We start from the raw sequence: 23362 nt of genomic DNA, 5'->3' as shown, positions 1-23362 counted from the left end.
GATATTGATTAATGTGATAAATAAACATCACATGTACTCTATTTGACTATTAACTCTGAATATGGAGGGTCAAGCATTGGCTAAAGGCAAGGTAGATTTACGGGTTATCAAAACTAGAAAAGCGATTAAAGAATCATTTTTGACTCTGGTACAAGCCAAAGGGTATGATCGTATCACCGTTCAGGATATTGCCGACGAAGCGTTAATCAATCGAAATACGTTTTATTTGCATTATGTAGACAAGCCTGACTTATTGGAAAAGTTATATCTGGAGAATCTAGAGAAATTAAATGTGTGCCTAGACATAGCCGTTGACAGGATTGATGATCTGACTAAAGATATACTCGCATCTGTTCTAAAAAATTTATTGGAAGCAATCCACTCTAATCTCACATTTTTTAAAACAATGCTCTCTCAGAATGGTCAATCTAACTTATCCAATTATCTTAAAGAAACGTTAAAGACAATTATTCTCACAGGAGTTGAAACTGCTCCTTCTCATAACCTCAGAACGAGAATTGCTTTAGAGTACCTGACTTCAGGGTTGGCTGGTGTAATCTGTCTCTGGATTACTGACTCCCAACAAATCTCGATAGATGAGTTTATTGAACATGTAATTGAACTTCATTTCACTAATGTAGTGGAGTTGTTAAAAAGTTGGCAGTAAATTTACGATCGAGCTACACAGTCAACATATATCCTCAAAAAAATAGGCATGGAATCCTGTCGGATGCGAGTCGAAAGCCATAACATAAGAGCCGCGAAATTAAATTTCGCGGCTCTTGCATCATTTATGACAAACAAGAATATACAACATTCCGTAATCGCCGCTGAACGTATGGCTCCTGACTGTTCAACAGATGCTGTGCATACATCACGGTCAGCTCAGAATCCGGATCAATAATCGCCATACAGCCCGCAGCACCGCTCCATCCAAATTCACCAATTGCACTGAGTGATCCACTGCCTGCTTTGGAGATGTGCGTACGTACACCTAGTCCATAACCATATCCATCCATATGATCCCATGAGTAGTCCCCTCGGGTCATTTCATTCAGATGATCTGTCCGCATAAGCTCTACCGAAGCCTGGGAGAGAATTCGCACACCTTCCGGACTCGTGCCTCGACCCGTCAATGCATTCAAGAACCGAGCATAGTCGCTAACCGTGGACATCAGCCCGGCTCCACCGCTCTCCAGCTCTGTACCTACACGGAATCCATTCCCATCCATACGTACCGCTTGTCCAAGCTCATCATTGTAAGCATATTGCGGGATCAATCGAAGCTGTTGTTCTTCATTCAGATCGAACGCCGTGTCTTTCATGCCGAGTGGTTCGGTAATCGCATCTCGCAAATACGTACCAAACTTCTTACCACTAACAACCTCCACCAGAGCTCCCAGCACATCGTGACACATACTGTAGTTCCAATGCGTTCCAGGCTCAAATAACAATGGTTCTTTGGCAAGCGCTTTCGCAAATTCACGTGTGCTTACGGTTCCGTTGCTACTCTGTACGATCTCCTGAATACTTGGGCAACCCACATCATATGAGAATCCAGCAGTCATGGTAAACAAGTCGCGTACCGTTATCGCTCTGGTCGCTTGTTCCAGCCGAACTTCTCCATTCGCCATCGTTTTCTTCACTTTCATGTCTGCATACTCTGGCAAGTACTCTGATAGCGGATCACTTAACAGCATATCGCCTCTCTCCACCAGTTGCAGCCCCGCAACACAGGTCATGATTTTGGTCATGGAATACAGATTAAAGATCGCTCCATCCCCGATTGGTGTTTTCTCCTCTAGATTGGCATACCCATTCCGATAACGGAAAACGGGTTCATTTCGATGCAAAACAAGCACCTCTGCCCACGGCACTCTCCAGGATGTGATGCGATCAATAAATGAAGCAAGCGGTTTAAAGTCCATATTTTCCCCGTCCTTGTATGTAGAATCTATGATCATTATAGATGATCCATTGCCGATGTGGTTTACGTGCACCCACATTCCACGCACTCTATTAATATACGACTCCAGCAAAAGCAAAACAACCATTTTCAGCACAATACCAAGAACGGTTATCCTTGGACTTAACTCAATAACACAACAAATAAGCCAATCCCGAAGGATCAGCTTATTTGTTAGCTTTTTGGGCTTATGTGCGTCTGTTCTCAACAGATTTCATGCGGTTCTGGTCGTCAGACACTCGGTCATGACTGAATTCTTGACCTGCTTCCATCTCGCCATGTCCTGAAATGTTACGGGAGAATTGGGTGAACTGTCGTTTATGTTCATCCTGTTCATGCTTTTGCTGCAGAAGCTGTTGTGGATCCTGATTAGTCATGAGGTTACCTCCCCTAAATAAAATCATGTTTATTTCAACGCACTACATAAGTTTTCCATAAGGACGCAGAGCTTATGCATGAAGATTTGCATTTAACGATTGCATTCAACAATTCTACTCAACACACTTGTTAACGTATTATTCGAACAAACTACCGCCATTGGTCTGGATCACATCTTGGTACCAGTAAAATGACTTCTTACGATAACGTTCTAAAGTGCCTGAGCCGTCATCATGACGATCTACATAGATGAATCCATAGCGTTTCTTCAACTGAGCCGTTGTTGCACTGACTAGATCAATACATCCCCATGTTGCATAGCCCATTAGTTCAACACCGTCTTGAATTGCCTCAGCGACTTGAATCAAGTGCTGCTTGAGATAATCAATTCGATAATCATCTTCCACTGTTTTTTCACCGTTCGCATATGTGATCAAGTCATCTAAGGCGCCTAATCCATTCTCTACGATAAACAACGGTTTCTGATAACGATCATAGAACGCATTCATAATGTATCGCAATCCTTGAGGGTCGATCTGCCAGCCCCAATCGCTTGCTTTTAAGTGTGGATTGGGCACACCGCCAATCAGGTTACCTTCACCTTTAATTTGTTTGGCTGGATCAGCAGTTTCACAACTACTCTGATAATAACTAAACGATATAAAGTCGACAGTGTGTGTCAGAATTTCTTCGTCTCCAGGTTCAAAATGAATCGTAATGCCATTCTCTCTCAGATAACGTTTCATATAACCCGGATAATGCCCACGGACATGAACATCGGCAAAAAATGCATTCTGGTGGTCAGCCTCCATCACTCGAATGACATCATCAGGATCTGGAGTCAGTGGATATATCGGCATGGCGATAACCATACAACCAATTTTGAAATTTGAATTAATTTCATGGCCAATCTTCACTGCCAGTGCACTTGCAACAAATTCGTGGTGAACCGCTTGATACAACTCCTGTTTCGTCAGTTGATCCTTAGGCGTGCTGATCCCTCCACTAATAAATGGATGCTCCAGAATAGAATTAATCTCATTGAATGTTAACCAGTATTTCACCTTGTCTTTATATCTTGTAAATATAGTTCGCACATATCGCTCATAGAAACCAACCATTTTACGATTAATCCAACCATCATATTCTCTTGACAGGTGAAGAGGAGTTTCATAATGAGAAATGGTAACTAAAGGCTCAATGCCGTATTTGCGGCACTCATCAAAGAGATCATCATAAAATTGCAGCCCTTTTTCATTTGGCTCAAGTTCATCGCCCTTCGGGAAAATTCTAGACCACGCGATCGACGTTCGGAACACTTTAAAACCCATCTCGGCGAGCAATTTAATATCGTCTTTGTATCGGTGATAGAAGTCAATTCCAATCAGCTTCATATTGTCATCCGTCGGTTCTGCTGTGGGAGGCGTCATGATCCCATTGGGCATAACATCTTGAATGGATAACCCTTTTCCGTCTTCTAGATAAGCACCTTCTAATTGGTTAGCCGATACAGACCCTCCCCACAGAAAATCAGCGGGAAATGTAAATGTTTGTTTCACTAATGTTCCACCCTTTCATGTTTAACCTGTTTGACCCTTAAAACCCCACTACTTCAATGAAGGCTCTTTGTTCGGTCAGTGTATAATCGTATATCTTGCTCTTAACTCATGTTACTTATAATAAGGATCAAAATATATACTTTGTGGCATTTAGTTCGAGTTAACAAAGATTCGCATTTTGTTACATTGATGTAACACCTTGTTTTTCTAACTTCGTTATATTACATTTAGAAAGGTGGCTTGCATTTTTGTACGTGCTTCAGAATCAAAGGAGGGTTTATTTCATGTTTTCTAACGAGCAGATCTCTTCATATAATGACTTGGAATTATCAATATATAACTACATATCACAGAACATGGAGAAGGTTGCTTACATGCGCATTAGAGAGTTGGCAGATGAGACGCATGTTTCTACTGCAACGATTCTGCGATTTTGTAGAAAAAACCAATGTGAGGGCTTTTCGGAGTTTAAAGTGAAGTTGAAAATGTTACTGGCTCAGCACAAAAGAAAATCAACAAAAACCTTGAAAAGTCCTCATCATGCTGTGTATGAATTTTTCGAACGTTCCCAGAATCCTGAATTGGAAGAGAAGATTAGAACAGCAGCACAATTGGTCTCCACAGCCAGCAGTGTCATTTTTATCGGTACGGGGAGTTCAGGGATTATGGCGGAATATGGCGCTAGATATTTCTCAAGCCTTGGCACGTTCTCGATGTATATTAATGATCCTCAGTTCCCTGTGCATGCCAAAATACGAGAGAACAGTGTTACGATTGCATTATCAACCTCAGGTGAAAATCCATTCATCCTACCCCATCTAACGCAAATTAAGCAGGAGAAAAATAAAATTGTGAGTATTACGAATAATCGCCAATCCACTATAGCTAAAATCTCCGATATTAATATTCCCTATTATGTAAATGAGGAGTACTATGAATCAGCAAATATAACCACCCAATTCCCCGTACTCTTTCTATTGGAATGGATGGCTCGAGAGGTTTCCAAACATGAATGAGTCATAAATTTTACTCAAGCAAGACTTTGTTCTACCTAATTTGCCCAGAGTTCTTCGATGCGCTCTACCAAGTTATTTAGTGTTTTCCCATCTGTTTGCTTCGTAAAATTTATCATCTCTTCCGTGTTCCCTTGGAACGCAGATAGTACATAGTTATCGTCTATAACGTAATACGTCGCATATCTAGTAAAAGAATAACTCCCCTTTTGTTCAAAGGCAGTCCCTTCTTTGATAGAAGTCACTATTTTCATACCAGGTTTCAGATCGGGTTCTACCCCAACGAAGTCAGCATTATAAAATAAGTTAATGTTCTCGTTAACCTCTTCTCCCACGATCACCTGGTGTACCTTAACCTCATATGAAACAAACGTTGGTTGATACGGCTCTATGCCTTGAGCCTTATCCTTCTCAGCAAGATCCCCCTCTGGTGTCCCCGGTTCTGTAGATAAAGCAGCTTGGAAATTCTCATTTTGTTTCAACACTTCAGCTATAATTACTGCATCGGATATCTCTAGAATTTGATCAAAGGAGACATCTATCGTCTGTACATATGCAGGACTACCTGCTGAAAGTGGATATTCTTCACGTAGTTCTTTTATTCTGTCATCGGTAAGGTTTGAGGCGAATTGTTGATCCGTTGAGCAGCCCAATACAACAATTGTTAAGCTGCACAACAATGCCGCCATTAATGTGTTCGTTTTCATTATCCTTTTTCTCCATTTCAGTTTAGAAAATGTTCATGATCTGTTTTGCAGTATCCGCTCCATTATCCAGCCTATGAATATAGAGAACGACAATCCGAAAAGCAGGATTGGAAAGTTATAATACAGCGTATTGGTATACTGGTTCACCCAGCCAAAGCGGTAGACTGCCGAATCGGGATCATTCGTGTAACCGTTCAGCTGTTCGCCTAAATTGTGAATGAATTGAACTTCCATGAAGATAAAGAGACCACACAACAAAATAGCTACAATAGGTATCAGAGCATACATCGGACCCGAGCGATCACGATGATCATTAAGCCACCTTCTGGTTAACGTCATCGTCCATATACACAGGATAATAAATGTCAGTATGGATGGAAATAGAACGAGAAGACCCAGATTCCCGTTACCAGAAACTCCTCTACCCGGTTCATGCTGAATAGTTGAAATATGTACACCTCCGACCATCAGCACGTTCCAGAGCAGAAAAAAAAGATACGGTTTATGAATTCGTTTCATCATCTTAGGTATCCTCCACTATAATATAACCTTCATGTTTAGTTTCCTTGAGGTAAACAAACATGGTTGGTGCTCCACCAGCATTGATATAGAAAGGCAACCAATTCGTATGCAGTTGAAGTAATAGATGATCATGTTCTTCTATTGGAGACCCTTGAATACATGCGGGAATACCTCCGAATTTGTCGATGTCTATTTCTTCAAAGCTTGATGTATGTCCCTCTGTTACCTGCTTAACCTGGGGCATCCAGACACACAGTTCATCAGTGGTTGGGCCGGTTACATGCTCTCGAATAGATATGCAGCTCGGAATACTCCCCTCAGCCTGAATAATAACTGCATTCTCGCCCTCATACGGATATATAATATCCGGATCAAAAAATGTGTCTTGTCGGTCTTCAGGCTGTGTCATAAAAATATATGCCATCCTGATGGAACACACCTCATCATACCATTCGTCTAAACGAATCTGCCCTATAAATTTCATAGGTCGATCATTCCATGAAGCACTGACAGGCCACTCTGGAGAGGTTAGCCAATCTGGCTGCCCACCGAATCTCGTCTGAAACGGTTCATATTCAGATATGGAAACAAAATGAGTAATTTTATATGCATTCATCAATAGAATCAACTCCACATCATATAGTAAGTTCTTACTATTTTAACAGTAGTTTAAATAAGAGAATAAGCACAAATGTACCGATGAAACATTTACGATGCAACCTTACTGTGTAATATCATTCATGAAATAAAGCCTCATCGCATAAAACGATAAATGGTGTAGCATATCAGACATGGTTCCGGTTGCATGTCCCTCTTCAGCCATTGCAATTTAGATCATATTATGTGGTTCATAAAGGAGCGATTGGAAGATGACACGAATGCTCTTGTCCTATCCTCTTAGCACGCATACTCCCATATATAACGGTAATCCTCCGGTAGAGATCCAGCAGCAGTCGAGTATAGATCAAGGTAATCTGTATAATCAGTTCATTATTACTTCCCTTAACCACAACGGTACGCATATTGACGGACCATGGCATTTTAATCCTCAGGGCAAAAAGTTAACGGAGATCCCGTTAGATAACTTCATCTTCAACCATCCTGTCGTGCTTGATATTCCCAAACAAGATGATGAGCTTATTACCAAAGCAGATCTTGAACCTTATGAACATCAAATTGCTGGTTCGGATCTAGTGTTGATTCGCACTGGTTTTGGCAATATTCGGTCAACAGACCCTACCCGATACAGCAATCATAACCCGGGTCTTGCAGCATCTGCTGCCCGTTACCTAATGGTCTTCGACTCGTTGCGGGCAGTTGGATTGGACGCGATCTCAGCTGGCGCGGCTAATCATCCAGATGAAGCCGTTGCTTTTCACCAAACGATATTAGGGAAAGACAGGATAGATGGCAAGTATATTCTCGTCATTGAGGACATGAATCTCAATCATGATCTGTCTAATATTAGCAAGGTATACGCTATCCCATTGTATATTGAAGGTGTGGACAGCAGTTTTGCAACGGTGTTTACCGAAACCTAATTGTATAAAAAAACGCGCTGAGAGAACTCTTCTCTCTAGCGCGTTTTTGATTCTTTCTAGTGAATATCCTTCTTCTTGAAATTCCCGCCTTTAACCTCGGCTACATCGTATACGACTACAAAAGCCGTAGGATCAATTTCATGAATGATATCTTTAATTTTACTCTCTTCCATCCGGTTGATGACACACGTAATTTCTTTGAATTGCTCATTAGAGTATCCACCATATGCGTCCGTATATGTTGCTCCACGTCCTAGACGATCACGAATGGTTTCGACCATAATCTCTGGTTGATTCGTAATAATTTTGAATGTCTTGGAACCGCTCAAGCCTTCTTCAACGATATGTATAACTTTAGAAGCAATAAAGTACGCAAGCCCTGACAGAATCGCCCCTTGCAGACCGAATACGGTAGACACGACGATAAACACAAACATGTTGAGGAACAGGATTAGGTCACTCGTTCCAAATGGGACTTTACGGGATAACAACACAGCCAACATGTCTATTCCATCTAATGCTCCGCCATTACGCAGTGCAAGACCCATACCAAAACCGATAATAATACCGCCAACAACGGTAACCAGCAAAGTATCGCCTTGAATAATCGTTGGCACATGGTGCATCATACTGGTGCTAACTGCAAGTGAAGCAATACCGATGACCGAATATAAAGCAAAACTCTTACCGATCTGCTTATAACCGAGCCATACAAAAGGAATGTTAATAAGCCCGATTAACATCCCGAGTGGTAGTCCGAACAATTGTGATCCTACGATGCTAAGACCGGTTACCCCACCGTCCGAGACATTGTTCGGAATCAATATGGCTTCCAAGCCATATGCCGTGATAAATCCCCCGATAATGATTAACAATACTTTGGAGAGGATCTTCAGCTTGTTCGATTTTTGTATTCTGTTTTGATTCATTCCATTTCCCCCTTGATGAACAATGCACAACGTAAATTTTAGCAAACATAAAAAATAGTCTATAACAAAAATCACACTCTTGGCAATAGAAGGTCATTTAAAAAAAGCATGTTACGCTATCTATTGAATCCAAGCTCATTACATTATTTCCCGATAAATGATCGATATGCCACAATTTTAAGTTCCAGCATTTCGTTCGCGGCATGAAGGTTGTTCATCTGATCTTCAACGGCTCTCTTATGATTCTCCAGCAGCTTCAAACGTTCTGGAGCTGTGTGCTCACCTTCTTGAAATAACGAAGCATATTTTTTGATGACAGCGATCGGCATTTGTGTTTCTTTTAACTTGATGACGAATTGCAGCCACTTCACATGAGATTCATTATATCGCCTATCTCCACCGGCATCACGAAGTGGGATGATGATCTGCTCCTTTTCGTAATACCGCAACGTATGCGCACTAATCCCGAGCAATTCAGCGACTTCACCAATGGTATGCATGGTTGAACTCCTTTCCATTTTCTTGCTTGACTTAGAGTAAGCTCTAATCAGTATAATCAACTCGTAGTCACATCACAATCATAAATACTGAAATTAGATTCGGAGGAATTCTCATGAAATACACCGTAATTACGGGAGCAAGTTCAGGCATTGGATATGAAGCAGCTTTGGCATTTGCCGCACGTGGTAAACATCTGATTCTAGCTGCACGCAGAACCGCTGAGTTGGAACAGTTAAAATCCAAAATTGCTGAAATCGATAACACGTTAGACGTTGTCATTCGCACCGTAGATCTATCCATTGCCTCGGATGTACATGCTTTCTATGAAAGCTTGAACGGTTATTCCATCGAAACATGGATCAACAATGCTGGCTTTGGCAATTTTGCCTCCGTTGGTGAGCAACACTTGCCTAAAATTGAACAAATGCTTCATCTCAATATTGAAGCACTTACGATCCTCTCCACTCTCTATGTTCGGGATTATGCCGAGACTCCAGGCACACAGATTATCAACATCTCTTCCGGAGGCGGCTATACGATTGTACCCGATGCGGTAACGTATTGTGCAACCAAGTTTTATGTCAGCGCCTTTACCGAAGGTTTGACACAAGAGCTCAAAAGTAAACATGTGCCCATGCAAGCCAAAGTGCTCGCACCTGCTGCTACAGAGACCGAGTTTGCTGAACGTGCCTTTGATCTAGATCAGTTCCAGTATGAAGGGCGTGTACCTAAGTTCCATACAGCCGAGCAGATGGTCGGATTTTTACTAGACCTGTACGACAGCGAATATGTCGTAGGTATCGTTAATGGACTAACGTATGAATTTGAACTGAAAGACCCCATGTTTCCTTATGCCACCCGAGCAGCAAGTAAACCCGTTGATTCAAACAAGTAACACAAAAAAGAGCAGTTCCAAGTCACAAGAGTGTGATTTAGGAACTGCTCTTTTTACTTATATAATTGCAATATACATCGCTAGAGTAATAACGGTGATAACTTAGGATATATAATAACGTATTAAGCCAATCTTGTTTTGAAATCTTGGTATCCGAATTCACGTACGATTTCACAATCGCCATCTTTTCGTTTGACTGCAATGGCTGGCAACGGCATGCCGTTGAAGGTATTGGTTTTTACCATGGAGTAGATCGCCATGTCCTCGAATACGAGGCGGTCACCTTCTTGCAAAGGTTGATCGAATGAGTAATCTCCAATGACGTCACCAGATAGGCAGGTTTGTCCACCCAGACGATACAGATGCGCCTTCTCGCCTACTTCTCCTGAACCGATCAGCGGCGGACGATACGGCATTTCCAGTACATCTGGCATATGACATGTAGCTGAAGTATCCAGAATAGCAATATCCATGCCGTTTTTGTGGAAGTCCAGCACGGAAGTCACCAGATATCCTGCATTTAGAGCAACAGCTTCTCCCGGCTCCAGATAAACTTCTAGACCATAGTCGTTCTGCATACGCTTAATGCAAGCTTCCAATCTTGGAATGTCATAGTCTTCACGTGTGATGTGATGTCCACCACCGAAGTTAATCCATTCCATCTGTGGCAGCCATTGACCGAACTTCTCTACAACTGCGTTCAGCGTTGTCTCCAGATCATCGGAGTTTTGCTGACACAATGTGTGGAAATGCAGTCCTGATACCCCTTCGAGCAGTTCTGCTCGGAAATCCTCTTGTTTAGCTCCAAAACGAGAACCCGGAGAACACGGATCATAGATCTCGTGTCCTTCTTGGGTTGAACATTCCGGGTTAATACGCAAACCAACCTTGCGGCCAGCCTGAAGCGCCTTATCCTTAAATTTCGCAAGCTGCGAAAATGAGTTGAAAATGATGTGGTCACAGATCGAAATAATCTCGTCGATCTCTTCTGCACGGTAAGCTGGAGCAAAAACATGGTTTTCCTTGCCCATTTCTTCGTGACCCAAACGTGCTTCATACAGTCCACTTGCCGTCGCACCACTCAGGTATTCTCCAATGAGAGGATACATCGCAGTCATGGAGAACGCCTTTTGTGCAAGCACAATTTTGGCACCTGTACGCTGCATTACCCCGTTCAGGATTTTTAGATTTTTCTCAATTAGGCTCTCGTCAACAACAAAGCACGGCGTCGGTAATTGCTCAAACCGCATTTTAACGAACAAGCTCCGATTCTTTTGCTTCTTCTGGCAGTTCATCAACCAATACCGGGTTGAAGTCTTCTACCCATGGGAGACCCCATTTGTTCAGTTCTTCCATGAACGGATCTGGGTTGAACTCTTCGACGTTGTATACGCCTGGTTTATTCCATTTACCTGTCATAACCATTGCCGCACCGATCATTGCTGGAACGCCTGTTGTGTAAGAGATCGCTTGGGAACCAACTTCTTTGAAGCACTCTTGGTGATCACAGATGTTGTATACATAGTACGTTTTATCTTGACCATCTTTTTTACCTTTGAAAATGCAACCGATGTTCGTTTTACCCACTGTACGTGGTCCAAGGGATGCTGGATCAGGCAATACTGCTTTCAAGAATTGCAATGGAATGATTTGTTTGCCTTCATATTCAATCGGTTCGATGGAAGTCATACCTACGTTTTCCAATGCTTTCAAGTGAGTCAGATAACTTTGACCAAATGTCATGAAGAAACGGATACGTTTCAGACCAGGCATGTTTTTCGCCAAGGACTCCAATTCTTCATGGTACAACAGGTACATATCTTTTTCGCCAACTTCTTTGAAGTCGTAGACACGTTTGATTTCCATTGGCTTCGTTTCGATCCATTCACCATTTTCCCAGTATCTTCCGTTAGCTGAAACTTCACGGATGTTGATCTCAGGGTTAAAGTTTGTTGCGAACGGGTAACCGTGGTCACCGCCATTGCAGTCAAGGATGTCGATATATTCGATTTCATCGAAATAGTGTTTCAGGGCATATGCTGAGAATACGCCAGTTACGCCAGGGTCAAATCCGCTTCCGAGCAATGCAGTGATGCCTGCTTTTTCAAAGCGCTCTTTGTAATCCCATTGCCAGCTGTATTCGAATTTCGCTGTATCTTCTGGCTCATAGTTCGCTGTATCCATGTAGTTTGTTTTCGTTGCAAGACAAGCATCCATGATCGTCAGATCCTGATATGGCAAAGCCAGATTCATCACGATATCCGGTTTGACTTCGTTGATCAGCGCGATCAACTCGTCAACATTGTCAGCATCCACTTGTGCTGTCGTAATTTTTGTTTTGCCGCCGTCCAGCTTCGCTTTAAGTTCGTCACATTTTGATTTTGTACGACTCGCGATGCAGATCTCCTCAAAAACTTCGCTATTTTGAACGCATTTGTGTACTGCCACAGAAGCAACGCCGCCGGCGCCGATGATTAGTGCTTTTCCCATTTTTCATTCTCCTATCCCCATATGTAGGTTCGTTTTTTTTTGTACGATTCCATGCCATCACAGATTGTATTGTTTCATTATGCAACGTTCACCCGCTACTGATACAATAAAAAAAGCAAGGTGAAAAATGCCGCATATTTGCGCATCATCACACTTGCTTGTTGATATACATCATAAATAAGACGTGAAGACTCCTTGACCAAAAAAATTCACAAGAACTCCTTTGGCGGAAAGCTCCTTCATGTATATCAATATTGGATCAGAGTCTATATAGCAAATAATTCGCCTTTACCACTCTTATTGACCGTTTCACAAGTTGATGTGCAATTGCACTGGTTGTAAAGTAACCAACTTATAAAATTTGAGTTTTGAACTCAATCAATAAGGCAACATAAGTTGCCAATCGGCGTTTGACCCGGCTGTCCGTATGGCCTTAACTTCCTGGTGGAAGTGGTCAAATTTATCTGCTGGAAAGCTCTAATTCATATTGATAAATCAACTTTCCAAAATCACAGGTATTACACTATCAGACGTTTCCGAAAAAATCAAGGCATATTTAAAAATAAATTATGAGAGTCTATTAAACTATACGTCGAATTGATAACCCTCGAATACTTTCAGCCCTTCTCGATTGAGTAATTCCTTTACAACCTCAGGGTGTTGCGGACTTTTCGCAAACACTTCTTCACATGAGATCATAATATTACTTCCAGCAATTTCAGCCAATTGATCATGGGATACACTATATACAAGTTTGCCGAGATTAGACCACACCATCGCTCCGGAGCACATTACGCATGGCTCACAACTCGTATACAAAGTGTATTCGCTTAAGTCAAATACGTGATGCTCTGAACAAAATTTTCTTATAAGTCCAATTTCGGCGTGATGAGTCGGATCACACAACGTATTAATTTTATTTTCACCAATCATCACGACCTCTTCATTCTTAACCAGAATTGCACCAAAAGGTTCGTTTCCTTCTTGGCGCGCTTGTTGTGCAATTTCAATAGCTTTATGCATAAAATATTCATCTGTTCTCATCTGTCTAACCCTCCATGAACATTAATAATCCCACAACAACTAAGCTTATGTAGCATCTAATTCGATAACATCTACCGAATACCTCTATTCTAGCATGATTACTAATATAAGTTTGATAAACCCCTGCAAATGCAATTGAGACTGCTGCGTCCGAAGGGTTAAATTGAAACTCCCCCTATTTCGATTCATTGACTTAATGCCAATATCAACATATTGTTCGCTCTGCTCTCTCTCATATTAGCCAGCCCTATCTTCCAATTGCACAGCAACTGAAATTCAAACTGTAATTAAATGAAGCGAATATTAATGAGGTAATAATGGATATTCATTCATCTCTGTCGAGTGATCCTCGTTACTTCAATTTTGCTCTGACATAATGAAATGCATATATAAATTACGAAAACATCACAGAAAGTGGATATTCATATCATCTCTCACACCATACAAACTTGCTCATTGAGTAAATTTGCACATTGTGCAAGTTGTTGTTATGATAATTTCACAGCATTATTTGCTCACCTATATTCTCACGATTCTAAATTTTATTAGACATAAGGGGGAATTCTATTTACACGTTAAAAGATAAATAAGCTAATTCCGCCAGCTTCGCTGGAGATGGAGATGAACGCATAAGCGACCGATTATGATTAAACGAACTTTAAGACATCTAAAAAAAGAAGCGACCGAAAAGTCGCTTGCCAGCATTGCGTTCGAACTCACCCTGGAACATGGGCTCGACGGTTTTACGGTCGAAGATATTGTGCAAAAAGCAGGTTATTCTCGCCGAACGTTTGCCAATTACTTCACTTGTAAGGAAGAAGCTGTTGCCAGAGGAGCTACATCGGTTCAGAATACGGCTGAACTAGAGCATTTGCTCACCGAGCTGCCCGAGCACGCGTCTCTACTCGATCTCCTCTACCAATTAATTAAAATGCAGCTTACTACAGAACTAATCGGAAGATTGCATCAGCTCTTATTGTTATCTAAGACGTATCCCGTGCTGGAGCCACATTACCTCGGGGCAATGCACCAGATGCAGACGCAAGCGCAAGAAACGCTGCTGGATCTGTCTGATGGAAAGTACGATGAAATTTACACTTATCTTCTACTCAACTCGATCTATGGGACAATTCTTCCATTAATTGATGGAAGACTCAATGTGTTATTGCCAGGTCAGGCTGTGACGGATGATACCAAAGAAGGTGCAGTCACATTTGACCAGTTTTTAGAAACCGTTTTTGATCATTTGCGAAAAGGCTTCTAGCCTCCCATCATTCATATGCATCTATTCAAAGGAGTGTAAAAGAGAGAAATGTCTACGTTATTATACAAATTGGGAAAAACCGCTTTTCGCAAACCGTTATACTTCATTATTGGCTGGGTACTGATTCTGGGCATTGTCATTTCGATGATCAGCATCAATGGTGTACATATCAGCTCTGAGATGAAGATTGAAGGTACAGAGTCACAGAAAGTGTTGGATCAGTTAGCAAAAGAACTGCCAGCCGCTTCAGGCGGCCAAGGAAGTGTCGTTTTCAAAGCACCCGATAACGAACGTTTGGATACTCCTGAACGCCTTAGTGCGATTATGAAGGGTGTCAGTGAAGTGTACGGGTTAGAGCAGGTCATTAATCCTGCGGATTATGCAGCAGAAGCTAGCAGTGCCGGTGCATCTGCAGATATGTCTCAAATGTCTCAAGCTGCTGGTGCAGCAGCACAATCCGGGAACACAACACCACCTCCGTACGGACCATTAATGGTAGAAGGTGTTCCCGTTCCTGGTGTATTAATCTCTTCGGACGGCAGCACCGCTCTATTCCAGTTCCAATTCACAATTGAACAATCTGCCATTACACAGGATATATTCGATGCCGTTATTCAATCCGTTATGACGGTAGAGCAAGGAACCAATATCACCGTACTCCCGGGTGAAACGCTTAAAGCCGTATCCATTGGTGTCGGTTCGGCTGAGATCGTTGGATTGGTTATCGCTATTATTGTTCTATTAATCACGCTGGGTTCCGTTGTTGCAGCAGGGTTGCCTCTGATTACAGCTCTTCTTGGGGTAGCGATCGGAGTAGGCGGAGCGTTCTCAATCTCCAAATTCATTGAAATGCCTAGTGTCACTTCCGTTCTAGCTCTTATGGTAGGTCTGGCAGTCGGCATCGATTATGCTCTATTCATCGTCAATCGCCAGCGGCGAATGATTATCGATCAGCGTTTGAGTGCACAAGAAGCGACGGCAAGAGCAATCGGTACATCAGGCAGCGCCGTATTCTTTGCTGGTTTAACGGTTATCATTGCACTATGCGGTATGCTCGTGATCGGACTTGCCTTCTTATCTACAATGGCTCTTGTTGCGGCTGCGACTGTGCTAATTAACGTATTTGTTGCGTTGACCTTGTTGCCGGCTCTGCTGGGGCTTGTCGGGGAACGCATCTGTTCGACTAAAGCTCGCGAGAAAGGTGCGCAGCCATCAAAAGCGGCTAATCATGGAATTGCTGACAGATGGGTTAAATTCGTTATCAAAAATCGTTGGGCTACTATTATTGCCATCGTCGTTATCCTTGGCTTTGCTGCTACACCAATCACCAAAATGGAAATGGGCATCCCTGGGGCATCCTCGGCGAACCTGGACACAACAGCAAGACAAAGTTATGATGCGATCTCCGAAGGATTCGGAGAAGGATTCAACGGTCCGCTTATTTTGGTTGCAGAACCTAACAACTCTTCAGCTCAGGTCACCCCTGAACTAGTTGGCAGCCTGATGATGGGTCTGCAAGGTCAGGACAATGTTGCTCAAGTCACGCCACTTGGCATGACAGAAGATCTGGCGATATTTAGTCTCATTCCGAAGACAGGCCCTAATGATGTGACCACCAAAGACCTAGTCAATGATCTACGTTCTGCCGATGCCAGTTTCGCACAGCAGAATGACGTAAAAATTGGAGTTACAGGTCTGACAGCGGTCAACATTGATATGTCGGCCAAACTGGCACAGGTATTCCCTATTTATGTAGGTATTATTATTCTACTCTCACTCATTATTCTATTACTTGTATTCCGTTCAATTATCGTTCCGATCAAAGCAACGATTGGCTTCCTGCTTAGTATTCTGGCTACATTCGGTATTACAACCGCGGTGTTTCAATGGGGCTGGCTGCATTCGCTCTTTGGCTTCGATACGGGTGGTCCGCTGCTGAGCTTCATGCCGATTATCGTAACAGGTATTTTGTATGGTCTAGCCATGGACTATCAGGTGTTTCTCGTCAGCTCGATGCGCGAATCGTATGTACATGGTCACAGAGGACGCGAATCGGTTGTTCATGGATACAATCAGGTCAGTCGCGTTGTTGTAGCGGCAGCGGTGATCATGGTTTCTGTATTCGCAGGATTCATCTTCACAGATGATGTCATGATCAAACAGATCGGTTTTACGTTGGCCGTAGGTATCCTGATTGATGCCTTCATCATTCGTATGGGACTTGTTCCTGCCACTATGGCGATCTTCGGTGACAAAGCCTGGACGCTTCCTAAGTGGTTGGATCGTATCCTGCCGAATCTGGATGTGGAGGGTGAGAAGCTGATTGCAACACTGAATGCGAGTGATCAAACACCTTCTCATTCTGGATCAAAAAAATAAATGAATGAATGATTAATGGGCTGAATCAATCATCACTTGCCTAATACGAAGACCTCCTCTGATAGAATCATTGGAGGTCTTTTTTTATTTTACATACTCGCCAATCAACTGATCTAGGCAATAATGTCTTCGATATTCTGATCATAGCTAAGAGACTGGCAAGAGGACACAAAGCTTGAGAATAACTTTTGACTATACTCATCTACACTGAAACTATATTCTGGATGCCACTGTACAGCCATAACAAATGTGCGCTCAGGCATAACTACAGCTTCCACTAATCCATCCTCGGCGACGGCTACAGCCGTTAATTGATCAGCTAAAACTTTGATGCCCTGATGATGATAACTATTCACTTTAATTGTATGGGTCTGAAGAATATCATGAAGTAAATTATGATTAGCAATATGTACCTCATGGACAAGATTCGTGTACGGCGGACTTTGCTTGTGCTGAACAGATGTCGGTAACTGCAACCCAGTCGGAATATCCTGAATCAAAGACCCGCCCAACATTACATTAAATAGCTGCAGTCCACGGCAAATCCCAAAGGCTGGTTTATCTAGCTGGGCGACCTTTTGAAAAAGAAGTGCCTCCATTCGATCCCGTTCATGACATAGCTCCCCGCACGTCTCCTCCACCTTTTCATGATAAAGCTCTGGATTGAGATCATGTCCGCCGGTGAATAAAAATCCGTCAAGTTCATGCGCTAGCCTTACAATAATATCGAGGTTAGTCGTCAGAGGTAACATCATTGGAATTCCGCCTGAACTCTCTATAGCGTACATATAATCCGGGAGCATCCAATAACTCTTTTTATTAGAATCATACAATGGCAGAACACCGATGATTGGCTTTTTCATTCTTTTTACCTCCTCATGTCATGGAACTTACTGCTGGAACCAAGAAAGCTTTTTATCATTCTATCAAATCTGCTCCCATACAAGCTCACCAAAAGATTGCATTTTTCTACTACAAGTCAGCTAAATGGGAATGTAAAAGTTACTATCAAGACGCATATGTTATTGAGAAAAAAGATATAGAACAACAGAAAACCATACAACTCTGCTTAACAGCAAATTTGTATGGTTTCTCGCGAACCTTATTCTATTATTCATTGCAGCAAAACATTCATTCATCTTGGTCTGTCAGTTTAGGCTGCATTCGTTGCCATTTCTCCATCTGTCTTCAATTGAATCGAGCGCTGGCATACTTTCGTAATAACAAAAGCTGACAAAGCCAGCACAACGGCAACCGGCGGTACCCAATTCACGCCACCCAGATTAACGGCAAGCCCGCCGATTCCAGAACCAAGCGCAATGCCAACATTGGCCGATACGGGTAGCAATGTGGATGCAAACGCTTGAGATTTTGGCGCGACTACGCCAGATACATCATACAGATACAGTTGGGATGCGGCACTCATCGAGGATGACAGACAACCGATCAAGAATAGAAACGTTAGCCCAAGCCACAGATTCGATACAGTTAAACTCAGCCCTACGAAGATAACGGCTTGAATAATAAAAAGCCAGTTAAGCTTGGGTAGGAAATCGCCTTTGGCAATTTTGGCTCCGATCCAGTTACTCAAAATACTGCAGGCTCCATAGATCAGGAGCACACCGCTGATCCAACTTGTAGGCACCCCCATGGACTGGCTCAATAAAGGAGTAATGTACGTAAATGTCACGAAGATACAGCTATTACCGAGCACTGGAATCAAGCAGGCCAGCAGAATACGAGGTTTCATAAATAAAACCATTTGGTCACTGAATGAACTGGTGATCGTCGTCGTTTGCCGCGGAAGAATACGGAACATCAATATGAACGGTATCACACCGATCCCTGCAGTTACTACAAAGGTCATCCACCAGTTCAGATGCTGTCCAATGAATGTCCCTAGTGGTACGCCAAATACATTAGCGATAGAAAACCCGCCTAAGATCCAAGCGATCGCTTCGCCCCTTCTCTCCTGCTGAACTGCATCGCTAGCAATGGAGATCGACAGCGAAACGGTAAGCCCACAAGCGACCGCTGATACAATACGAATAGCCATTAATGAATAGAATGTTGTGGCGAACACCGTCAGTAGATTCAACGCGAGTACGATGCCAAAACCGATCAGAATGGAGCTTCTGCGTGACAGTTTGGACAAAGATGCGACCGCAAACGGTGTCCCGATAGCGTAGGCAATCGCAAATCCAGACACGAGCGCACCAGCGGCAGCCAGCGATACTTTCATCGCATGCTCTATTTCTTTTAATACACCTACGATGACATATTCGGTCGTGCCTAATACGAAGCTCACTAGCGTAAGCGTTAATATAAGTAAAGTTTCTCTATTTCTAGTCATGAATAAGCCCTCACTATTCCTCTCTATTGTTGCGATTGTTGCAGACCTTTCTATGTCTCTTATATTTATTTTATGTCAAATTATATACTTCCCCTTCCCCTTAGTTCGATATATAGTACATATGAATAGTCAAATTGTACTGTCAGATGAGACTAGGCGACAATTAAGGTTGTTGTGGTCTTATTTATAAACATGATATATGTTGTCATTTTGTATGTAGATGTAATGAAGGGAAGACAAGCTAAATGAATACACACTTAGAACCCGCCCAACGATATGATGATCAAGAATGTACTATTATTTACGTAGGTAAGCTTGCGGATCATCCCCATTGGAGCTTCCCTACACACAAGCATGACGATCTGCATGAGATTATTTATGTAATAGACGGTAAAGGCTCGTTCACAATCAACGGCACGAAGCATTCAGTTCAACAAGGCGATCTGCTTGTCTATAACAAAGGAACATTACATGAAGAGAAATCGGATCCTGAGTTCCCGTTATCCACCTATTATTGCGGCTTCCGTTTCCATGAAGGGGTCCATCCAGATAGAGATTGGGTTGTTTCCCCTGGCAGTGAACCTGTCATTCGCTCGAACCGCTATTCGGAGGAACTCTGTTCGTTAATGCAGACGATGTTCAATGAGTTTTCAATCCGTGAAGACGGGTACGAATATATCTCTCATCATGTGCTAAAAGCCATATTGATCATTATTCATCGGATGTCACATCATCAGCGCACAGCAAGCGAGATTGTTCTGAGCAATAACCTTGCGGAGAGAGTTAAAGACTATCTGGATACTAACTACAGACAACCCATTAAGTTAAAAGAACTAGCGGATCATTTTCACATTGACTTCTATTATCTAATTCATATGTATTCCAAACACTATGGTACGTCTCCTTATCACTACTTGATCCAGCGTAGAATGGGAGAAGCTACCCGGTTATTAGTCTCTACCAAGAAAAAGGTATGGGAAATTGCCAAGCTCGTTGGCTATGATAATCCAAACTACTTCACGATTCTGTTCACCAAAACAGTTGGTGAGTCTCCTCGTAGCTTTAGAAAACAAAATCAAAAGGATATGTTCGTCGAGAATTGATCCACATAACGGAAAAATAAAAAAACAGGTAGCCATTCTGAACTGGCTACCTGTTATAAACAGGCTTTTATAGACATGAGCGACGTTTCATTTCCTATCAAAGAAGCTAAAAAAGCCGCCAATTGGCGACTTTTCGAACTGTCCACTTGTTATGATGTTACATGTTACACCAGATGGGATATGCGTATATCAATAGATCTGTTTAAACGGAAATGAGACCATGCTTTACAAAACTTTTGTACAGCCCATCATTCTCTAGATCATCTGTAATATCGTCTGCGATCTCTTTCAAGCCAGGCTTGGCATTTCCCATCGCGATTCCCAACCTGCAAAATTCCAGCATCTCGACATCGTTCATCCCGTCTCCAATTCCAATCGTATGTTCCACGGGCAAACCAAGATGATGTAGCACATCTGCAATCGCAACGGCCTTATGAATGCCAGGCAGCATTAATTCTCCACTGTCTTCTCCGAAGATCGGGACTGTGCACTGAATAGCTTGGAATTTCCCTTCAAACCGTTGCTTAATCGTTGCAAATGGAACCTTGCTCTCTAGGAAACACACTTTGTTGACATCTTCTTTGTTCCAATCCGTTTCCCCATAAGTGAGTTGAGTGATAAATGGATGTGGTAATGCCTCCATTTGTTGCCTTGCCGCAGGATTATTCTCTACATTTCCATGCAACAATCTCTCCAGATGAGGCTTCAGATCAGGGCTTGCGTACAGCGCCGAATTCGACTCAAGATAGAAATTAATACCATGCTCAATGAAGAAATCAACCATATCAATTACGTCTTCAGGAAGTACTTTTTTATGATAGAGGGTCTCTCCATCCACTTCCACATAACCGCCTCCTGCACCAATCAGCCCGTCAAATCCCAAATTCCAGATCTCATCATATATTTCAGCCTTCGAACGTCCTGTGCATAGAAACAATAAATGACCGTTTTCTCTCGCCAAACGACAAGCAGCTTGGGCAGACTCCGGTACACTGCCATCATCCGTCACAAGTGTACCGTCGATATCAATAAATATAATTTTACGTTGTTGATCCTGACTCATGTTCTTGCTTCCCCCTCATGAAAGGCGATATTATGTTGGAACGTACTCCAGGTTAAAATTATTTCATGAGTTGAGTGTATCGGTTGTAACGGGTTACAAGTCAAGCTATAAATGGTTTAGCTCACTAGCTTCAATCCTACTGCGGAGCCGAGTACCATCGTAATAAATACAATTCGTAGTGCATTTCGGGGTTCCCCATAAAAAATCATGCCTAGAATCGCTCCGCCTGAGGCTCCGATTCCAGTCCACACAGCATAAGCTGTTCCCATGGGAAGAGTCTCCATCGCCAGAGATAACGACCAGAAGCTCAGGCCAAACCCAGCGATTAACAAAACTAATGAAATTACATTTCGGTCTTTGTGCAGCTTATTGATCATAAGCACCCCGATCATCTCAAATATTCCGGCCATAATTAGAAATATCCAGTTCATTAATGATGCCCCTCCTTCGTTTTCTCTTTGCTTAACATTTTAAGACCGATCACACCAAGCAAGAGCAATCCAATAAGTAGCATTTTTCCGGTCTGCATCGCCGCACCAAATAGAATAATCTCTGCAAGTACGGTGCCGGCTGTACCCAGTCCAACAAATACAGCGTATACCGTTCCTACAGCAAGCGAACGTGAAGCTGCAATCATCAAGGTAAAACTTATAATGATTGCGATCAGGGTTAACCCCCATTCCAACACTCCACTCGCATGCTTCAGGCCAATCACCCAACCTACCTCAAAAATGGCTGCTACAATTACGGATAACCAGGTTTTGTTCATTGTTGTCACACTCCTTCTTCATAAGTTGCATTTTGCAATAGAATTACATGCAATCAAAACAAAAAAAGCCTGGGAAACAAACTGCAGTTACGCAGTTTATCTCCCAGGCTTTTGTCCTTCCGTGACACAACCAAACGGCTGTGAGTTTTCTCTCGGACCAGACCAACATCTCTGTCGCGGAACCCTAGAAAACTTTCATGTAATTCTATTGTCCAATCAATTATACAGATTTCTTGCTTATTAGCAATCAAAACTTATGCAGACATCCATTCAAGAAATTCAAGCCGATTACCAAACGGATCACTCAAGTAAAACCTTCTTACCCCTTCATCTGTCCGTTCGTCATCATGAATTACTTCAATCTGTTTACGTTGCAGATCATCACGTAGCTCATCCAAATTCTGCACATGAAAGGCAGGATGAGCTTTTAAGGCAGGAACAAAAGCTTCTTGGACTCCAATGTGCACTTGATGAGCACCACATTGAAACCATACGCCACCACGTTTTTGTAGAGCTTCAGGTTTGGGGATTTCACGCCACCCTAATAACTGATTATAAAAGTGACGAGCCTCTTTTTCACAACCTTCTGGAGCCGCTAGTTGCACGTGGTCAAGACCATAGAAATGATAAGACATCTAATTCCTCCTTGTGGTTTCGTTAGATGAAACTTAGTTTCATTATATAAGCTAACTTTATCGTAATTCTCAGTAAAAATCCAGTATTTTCTCATTTTCATATGGAATTTTATTTTGAAAATGTAGGTTGACTTTAGGGTTCAGGAATGGTTTGCTTTTTCTCCAGTTAGAAAGAGAAATAGTACCAATGGCGGTGATAGAAGCTAAGTACAATTGATTTTTCTATTATGAATTTTTCATATGTTGAAATA

Annotated in this window: 24 protein-coding genes and 1 riboswitch; of the genes, 7 read left to right on the top strand and 17 right to left on the bottom strand. The window is 42.3% G+C overall.

All coding sequences use genetic code 11. The features are described from left to right. Positions 1-76: 76 nt before the first annotated feature. Complete coding sequence (locus ASD24_RS01135) at positions 77-667, top strand: TetR/AcrR family transcriptional regulator (protein ID WP_156395291.1); 591 nt, start codon at positions 77-79, stop codon at positions 665-667. Positions 668-791: 124 nt separating this feature from the next. Here the strand turns inward: ASD24_RS01135 and ASD24_RS01130 are convergent, their stop codons facing one another. The 3 genes from ASD24_RS01130 to ASD24_RS01120 form a co-directional block, all read right to left on the bottom strand. Then, positions 792-1928 carry a serine hydrolase domain-containing protein gene (locus ASD24_RS01130; RefSeq protein WP_056690230.1) on the bottom strand — a complete coding sequence of 379 codons (1137 nt, stop codon included), beginning with the start codon at positions 1926-1928 and terminating at the stop codon, positions 792-794. Between the two features lie 226 nt (positions 1929-2154). After that, entirely contained in the window at positions 2155-2343 is a 189-nt protein-coding gene (locus ASD24_RS01125) for a hypothetical protein (RefSeq protein WP_056690227.1), read from the bottom strand. Positions 2344-2481: 138 nt separating this feature from the next. Continuing rightward, the gene (locus ASD24_RS01120) at positions 2482-3903 is read right to left on the bottom strand and encodes a glycoside hydrolase family 1 protein (protein WP_056690224.1); all 1422 of its coding nucleotides are present in this window, start codon (positions 3901-3903) and stop codon (positions 2482-2484) included. 284 nt (positions 3904-4187) lie between these two features. Between ASD24_RS01120 and ASD24_RS01115 the strand changes: the two genes are divergently transcribed. After that, on the top strand, positions 4188-4919 hold the full coding sequence (locus ASD24_RS01115) for a MurR/RpiR family transcriptional regulator (protein ID WP_056690221.1): 732 nt from the start codon (positions 4188-4190) through the stop codon (positions 4917-4919). Between the two features lie 35 nt (positions 4920-4954). Here ASD24_RS01115 and ASD24_RS01110 read toward each other — a convergent pair whose 3' ends face one another. The 3 genes from ASD24_RS01110 to ASD24_RS01100 are packed head-to-tail and all read right to left on the bottom strand — an operon-like array spanning position 4955 to position 6761. Then, complete coding sequence (locus tag ASD24_RS01110; RefSeq protein ID WP_056690218.1) at positions 4955-5623, bottom strand: hypothetical protein; 669 nt, start codon at positions 5621-5623, stop codon at positions 4955-4957. A gap of 33 nt (positions 5624-5656) precedes the next feature. Next, positions 5657-6145 carry a hypothetical protein gene (locus tag ASD24_RS01105; RefSeq protein ID WP_056690216.1) on the bottom strand — a complete coding sequence of 163 codons (489 nt, stop codon included), beginning with the start codon at positions 6143-6145 and terminating at the stop codon, positions 5657-5659. 1 nt (position 6146) lies between these two features. Continuing rightward, positions 6147-6761 carry a DUF1963 domain-containing protein gene (locus ASD24_RS01100; protein WP_056690213.1) on the bottom strand — a complete coding sequence of 205 codons (615 nt, stop codon included), beginning with the start codon at positions 6759-6761 and terminating at the stop codon, positions 6147-6149. A 253-nt stretch (positions 6762-7014) separates the two neighbouring features. Between ASD24_RS01100 and ASD24_RS01095 the strand changes: the two genes are divergently transcribed. Continuing rightward, positions 7015-7686 carry a cyclase family protein gene (locus ASD24_RS01095; protein WP_056690210.1) on the top strand — a complete coding sequence of 224 codons (672 nt, stop codon included), beginning with the start codon at positions 7015-7017 and terminating at the stop codon, positions 7684-7686. A gap of 56 nt (positions 7687-7742) precedes the next feature. On the opposite strand, the gene ASD24_RS01090 is transcribed toward ASD24_RS01095, so the two are convergent. Next, entirely contained in the window at positions 7743-8615 is an 873-nt protein-coding gene (locus ASD24_RS01090; protein WP_056690207.1) for a YitT family protein, read from the bottom strand. Positions 8616-8758: 143 nt separating this feature from the next. Next, a complete protein-coding gene (locus tag ASD24_RS01085; RefSeq protein WP_056690205.1) occupies positions 8759-9115 on the bottom strand; it encodes a MerR family transcriptional regulator in 357 nt (118 codons plus the stop codon). Positions 9116-9228: 113 nt separating this feature from the next. Here ASD24_RS01085 and ASD24_RS01080 point away from each other — a divergent pair, with 113 nt between their 5' ends. Further along, on the top strand, positions 9229-10011 hold the full coding sequence (locus ASD24_RS01080) for an SDR family NAD(P)-dependent oxidoreductase (RefSeq protein WP_056690202.1): 783 nt from the start codon (positions 9229-9231) through the stop codon (positions 10009-10011). Between the two features lie 122 nt (positions 10012-10133). On the opposite strand, the gene nspC is transcribed toward ASD24_RS01080, so the two are convergent. The 3 genes from nspC to ASD24_RS01065 form a co-directional block, all read right to left on the bottom strand. Continuing rightward, entirely contained in the window at positions 10134-11261 is a 1128-nt protein-coding gene (gene nspC, locus ASD24_RS01075; RefSeq protein ID WP_056690200.1) for a carboxynorspermidine decarboxylase, read from the bottom strand. A gap of 1 nt (position 11262) precedes the next feature. Continuing rightward, a complete protein-coding gene (locus ASD24_RS01070) occupies positions 11263-12501 on the bottom strand; it encodes a saccharopine dehydrogenase family protein (protein WP_056690197.1) in 1239 nt (412 codons plus the stop codon). A gap of 585 nt (positions 12502-13086) precedes the next feature. Next, entirely contained in the window at positions 13087-13545 is a 459-nt protein-coding gene (locus ASD24_RS01065) for a nucleoside deaminase (RefSeq protein WP_056690195.1), read from the bottom strand. Between the two features lie 643 nt (positions 13546-14188). On the opposite strand from ASD24_RS01065, the gene ASD24_RS01060 reads away from it, so the two are divergent. Both ASD24_RS01060 and ASD24_RS01055 read left to right on the top strand, forming a co-directional pair. Next, on the top strand, positions 14189-14809 hold the full coding sequence (locus tag ASD24_RS01060) for a TetR/AcrR family transcriptional regulator (RefSeq protein ID WP_056690191.1): 621 nt from the start codon (positions 14189-14191) through the stop codon (positions 14807-14809). A 48-nt stretch (positions 14810-14857) separates the two neighbouring features. Further along, on the top strand, positions 14858-17188 hold the full coding sequence (locus ASD24_RS01055; RefSeq protein WP_056690187.1) for an MMPL family transporter: 2331 nt from the start codon (positions 14858-14860) through the stop codon (positions 17186-17188). A gap of 113 nt (positions 17189-17301) precedes the next feature. Here ASD24_RS01055 and ASD24_RS01050 read toward each other — a convergent pair whose 3' ends face one another. Beyond that, on the bottom strand, positions 17302-18051 hold the full coding sequence (locus ASD24_RS01050) for a gamma-glutamyl-gamma-aminobutyrate hydrolase family protein (protein WP_056690184.1): 750 nt from the start codon (positions 18049-18051) through the stop codon (positions 17302-17304). Between the two features lie 290 nt (positions 18052-18341). Beyond that, positions 18342-19541, bottom strand: coding sequence for an MFS transporter (locus ASD24_RS01045; protein WP_056690180.1), 1200 nt, complete (start codon positions 19539-19541; stop codon positions 18342-18344). A 245-nt stretch (positions 19542-19786) separates the two neighbouring features. Here ASD24_RS01045 and ASD24_RS01040 point away from each other — a divergent pair, with 245 nt between their 5' ends. Continuing rightward, positions 19787-20644 carry a helix-turn-helix transcriptional regulator gene (locus ASD24_RS01040; RefSeq protein ID WP_056690176.1) on the top strand — a complete coding sequence of 286 codons (858 nt, stop codon included), beginning with the start codon at positions 19787-19789 and terminating at the stop codon, positions 20642-20644. A gap of 202 nt (positions 20645-20846) precedes the next feature. On the opposite strand, the gene ASD24_RS01035 is transcribed toward ASD24_RS01040, so the two are convergent. The 4 genes from ASD24_RS01035 to ASD24_RS01020 all read right to left on the bottom strand — a co-directional run bounded on the left by ASD24_RS01035 (position 20847) and on the right by ASD24_RS01020 (position 23111). Next, positions 20847-21707, bottom strand: a complete 861-nt coding sequence (locus ASD24_RS01035; protein ID WP_056690172.1) for a Cof-type HAD-IIB family hydrolase — start codon at positions 21705-21707, stop codon at positions 20847-20849. A gap of 116 nt (positions 21708-21823) precedes the next feature. Further along, the gene (locus tag ASD24_RS01030; RefSeq protein WP_056690169.1) at positions 21824-22138 is read right to left on the bottom strand and encodes a DMT family transporter; all 315 of its coding nucleotides are present in this window, start codon (positions 22136-22138) and stop codon (positions 21824-21826) included. Continuing rightward, complete coding sequence (locus ASD24_RS01025) at positions 22138-22476, bottom strand: DMT family transporter (RefSeq protein WP_056690166.1); 339 nt, start codon at positions 22474-22476, stop codon at positions 22138-22140. The genes ASD24_RS01030 and ASD24_RS01025 overlap by 1 nt, the downstream gene beginning before the upstream one ends. Positions 22477-22574: 98 nt before the next feature. Then, positions 22575-22675, bottom strand: a riboswitch (guanidine-I (ykkC/yxkD leader). 55 nt (positions 22676-22730) lie between these two features. Then, positions 22731-23111, bottom strand: a complete 381-nt coding sequence (locus tag ASD24_RS01020; RefSeq protein WP_056690163.1) for a VOC family protein — start codon at positions 23109-23111, stop codon at positions 22731-22733. Positions 23112-23362: the final 251 nt, after the last annotated feature.

Origin of the sequence: Paenibacillus sp. Root52 (genome assembly GCF_001426865.1) — a bacterium.
Taxonomy (GTDB): Bacteria; Bacillota; Bacilli; order Paenibacillales; family Paenibacillaceae; genus Paenibacillus.
The sequence above is the reverse complement of the archived record's forward strand: the minus strand, read 5'-3'. Positions and strand labels throughout refer to the sequence as shown.

Coding starts and splice junctions, on each gene's coding strand:
- ASD24_RS01130 (WP_056690230.1), bottom strand. CDS start 1,928: ATGGACTTTAAACCGCTTGCTTCATTTATTGATCGCATCACATCCTGG.
- ASD24_RS01125 (WP_056690227.1), bottom strand. CDS start 2,343: ATGACTAATCAGGATCCACAACAGCTTCTGCAGCAAAAGCATGAACAG.
- ASD24_RS01115 (WP_056690221.1), top strand. CDS start 4,188: ATGTTTTCTAACGAGCAGATCTCTTCATATAATGACTTGGAATTATCA.
- ASD24_RS01110 (WP_056690218.1), bottom strand. CDS start 5,623: ATGAAAACGAACACATTAATGGCGGCATTGTTGTGCAGCTTAACAATT.
- ASD24_RS01105 (WP_056690216.1), bottom strand. CDS start 6,145: ATGATGAAACGAATTCATAAACCGTATCTTTTTTTTCTGCTCTGGAAC.
- ASD24_RS01100 (WP_056690213.1), bottom strand. CDS start 6,761: ATGAATGCATATAAAATTACTCATTTTGTTTCCATATCTGAATATGAA.
- ASD24_RS01095 (WP_056690210.1), top strand. CDS start 7,015: ATGACACGAATGCTCTTGTCCTATCCTCTTAGCACGCATACTCCCATA.
- ASD24_RS01090 (WP_056690207.1), bottom strand. CDS start 8,615: ATGAATCAAAACAGAATACAAAAATCGAACAAGCTGAAGATCCTCTCC.
- ASD24_RS01085 (WP_056690205.1), bottom strand. CDS start 9,115: ATGCATACCATTGGTGAAGTCGCTGAATTGCTCGGGATTAGTGCGCAT.
- ASD24_RS01080 (WP_056690202.1), top strand. CDS start 9,229: ATGAAATACACCGTAATTACGGGAGCAAGTTCAGGCATTGGATATGAA.
- nspC (WP_056690200.1), bottom strand. CDS start 11,261: ATGCGGTTTGAGCAATTACCGACGCCGTGCTTTGTTGTTGACGAGAGC.
- ASD24_RS01070 (WP_056690197.1), bottom strand. CDS start 12,501: ATGGGAAAAGCACTAATCATCGGCGCCGGCGGCGTTGCTTCTGTGGCA.
- ASD24_RS01065 (WP_056690195.1), bottom strand. CDS start 13,545: ATGAGAACAGATGAATATTTTATGCATAAAGCTATTGAAATTGCACAA.
- ASD24_RS01060 (WP_056690191.1), top strand. CDS start 14,189: ATGATTAAACGAACTTTAAGACATCTAAAAAAAGAAGCGACCGAAAAG.
- ASD24_RS01055 (WP_056690187.1), top strand. CDS start 14,858: ATGTCTACGTTATTATACAAATTGGGAAAAACCGCTTTTCGCAAACCG.
- ASD24_RS01050 (WP_056690184.1), bottom strand. CDS start 18,051: ATGAAAAAGCCAATCATCGGTGTTCTGCCATTGTATGATTCTAATAAA.
- ASD24_RS01045 (WP_056690180.1), bottom strand. CDS start 19,541: ATGACTAGAAATAGAGAAACTTTACTTATATTAACGCTTACGCTAGTG.
- ASD24_RS01040 (WP_056690176.1), top strand. CDS start 19,787: ATGAATACACACTTAGAACCCGCCCAACGATATGATGATCAAGAATGT.
- ASD24_RS01035 (WP_056690172.1), bottom strand. CDS start 21,707: ATGAGTCAGGATCAACAACGTAAAATTATATTTATTGATATCGACGGT.
- ASD24_RS01030 (WP_056690169.1), bottom strand. CDS start 22,138: ATGAACTGGATATTTCTAATTATGGCCGGAATATTTGAGATGATCGGG.
- ASD24_RS01025 (WP_056690166.1), bottom strand. CDS start 22,476: ATGAACAAAACCTGGTTATCCGTAATTGTAGCAGCCATTTTTGAGGTA.
- ASD24_RS01020 (WP_056690163.1), bottom strand. CDS start 23,111: ATGTCTTATCATTTCTATGGTCTTGACCACGTGCAACTAGCGGCTCCA.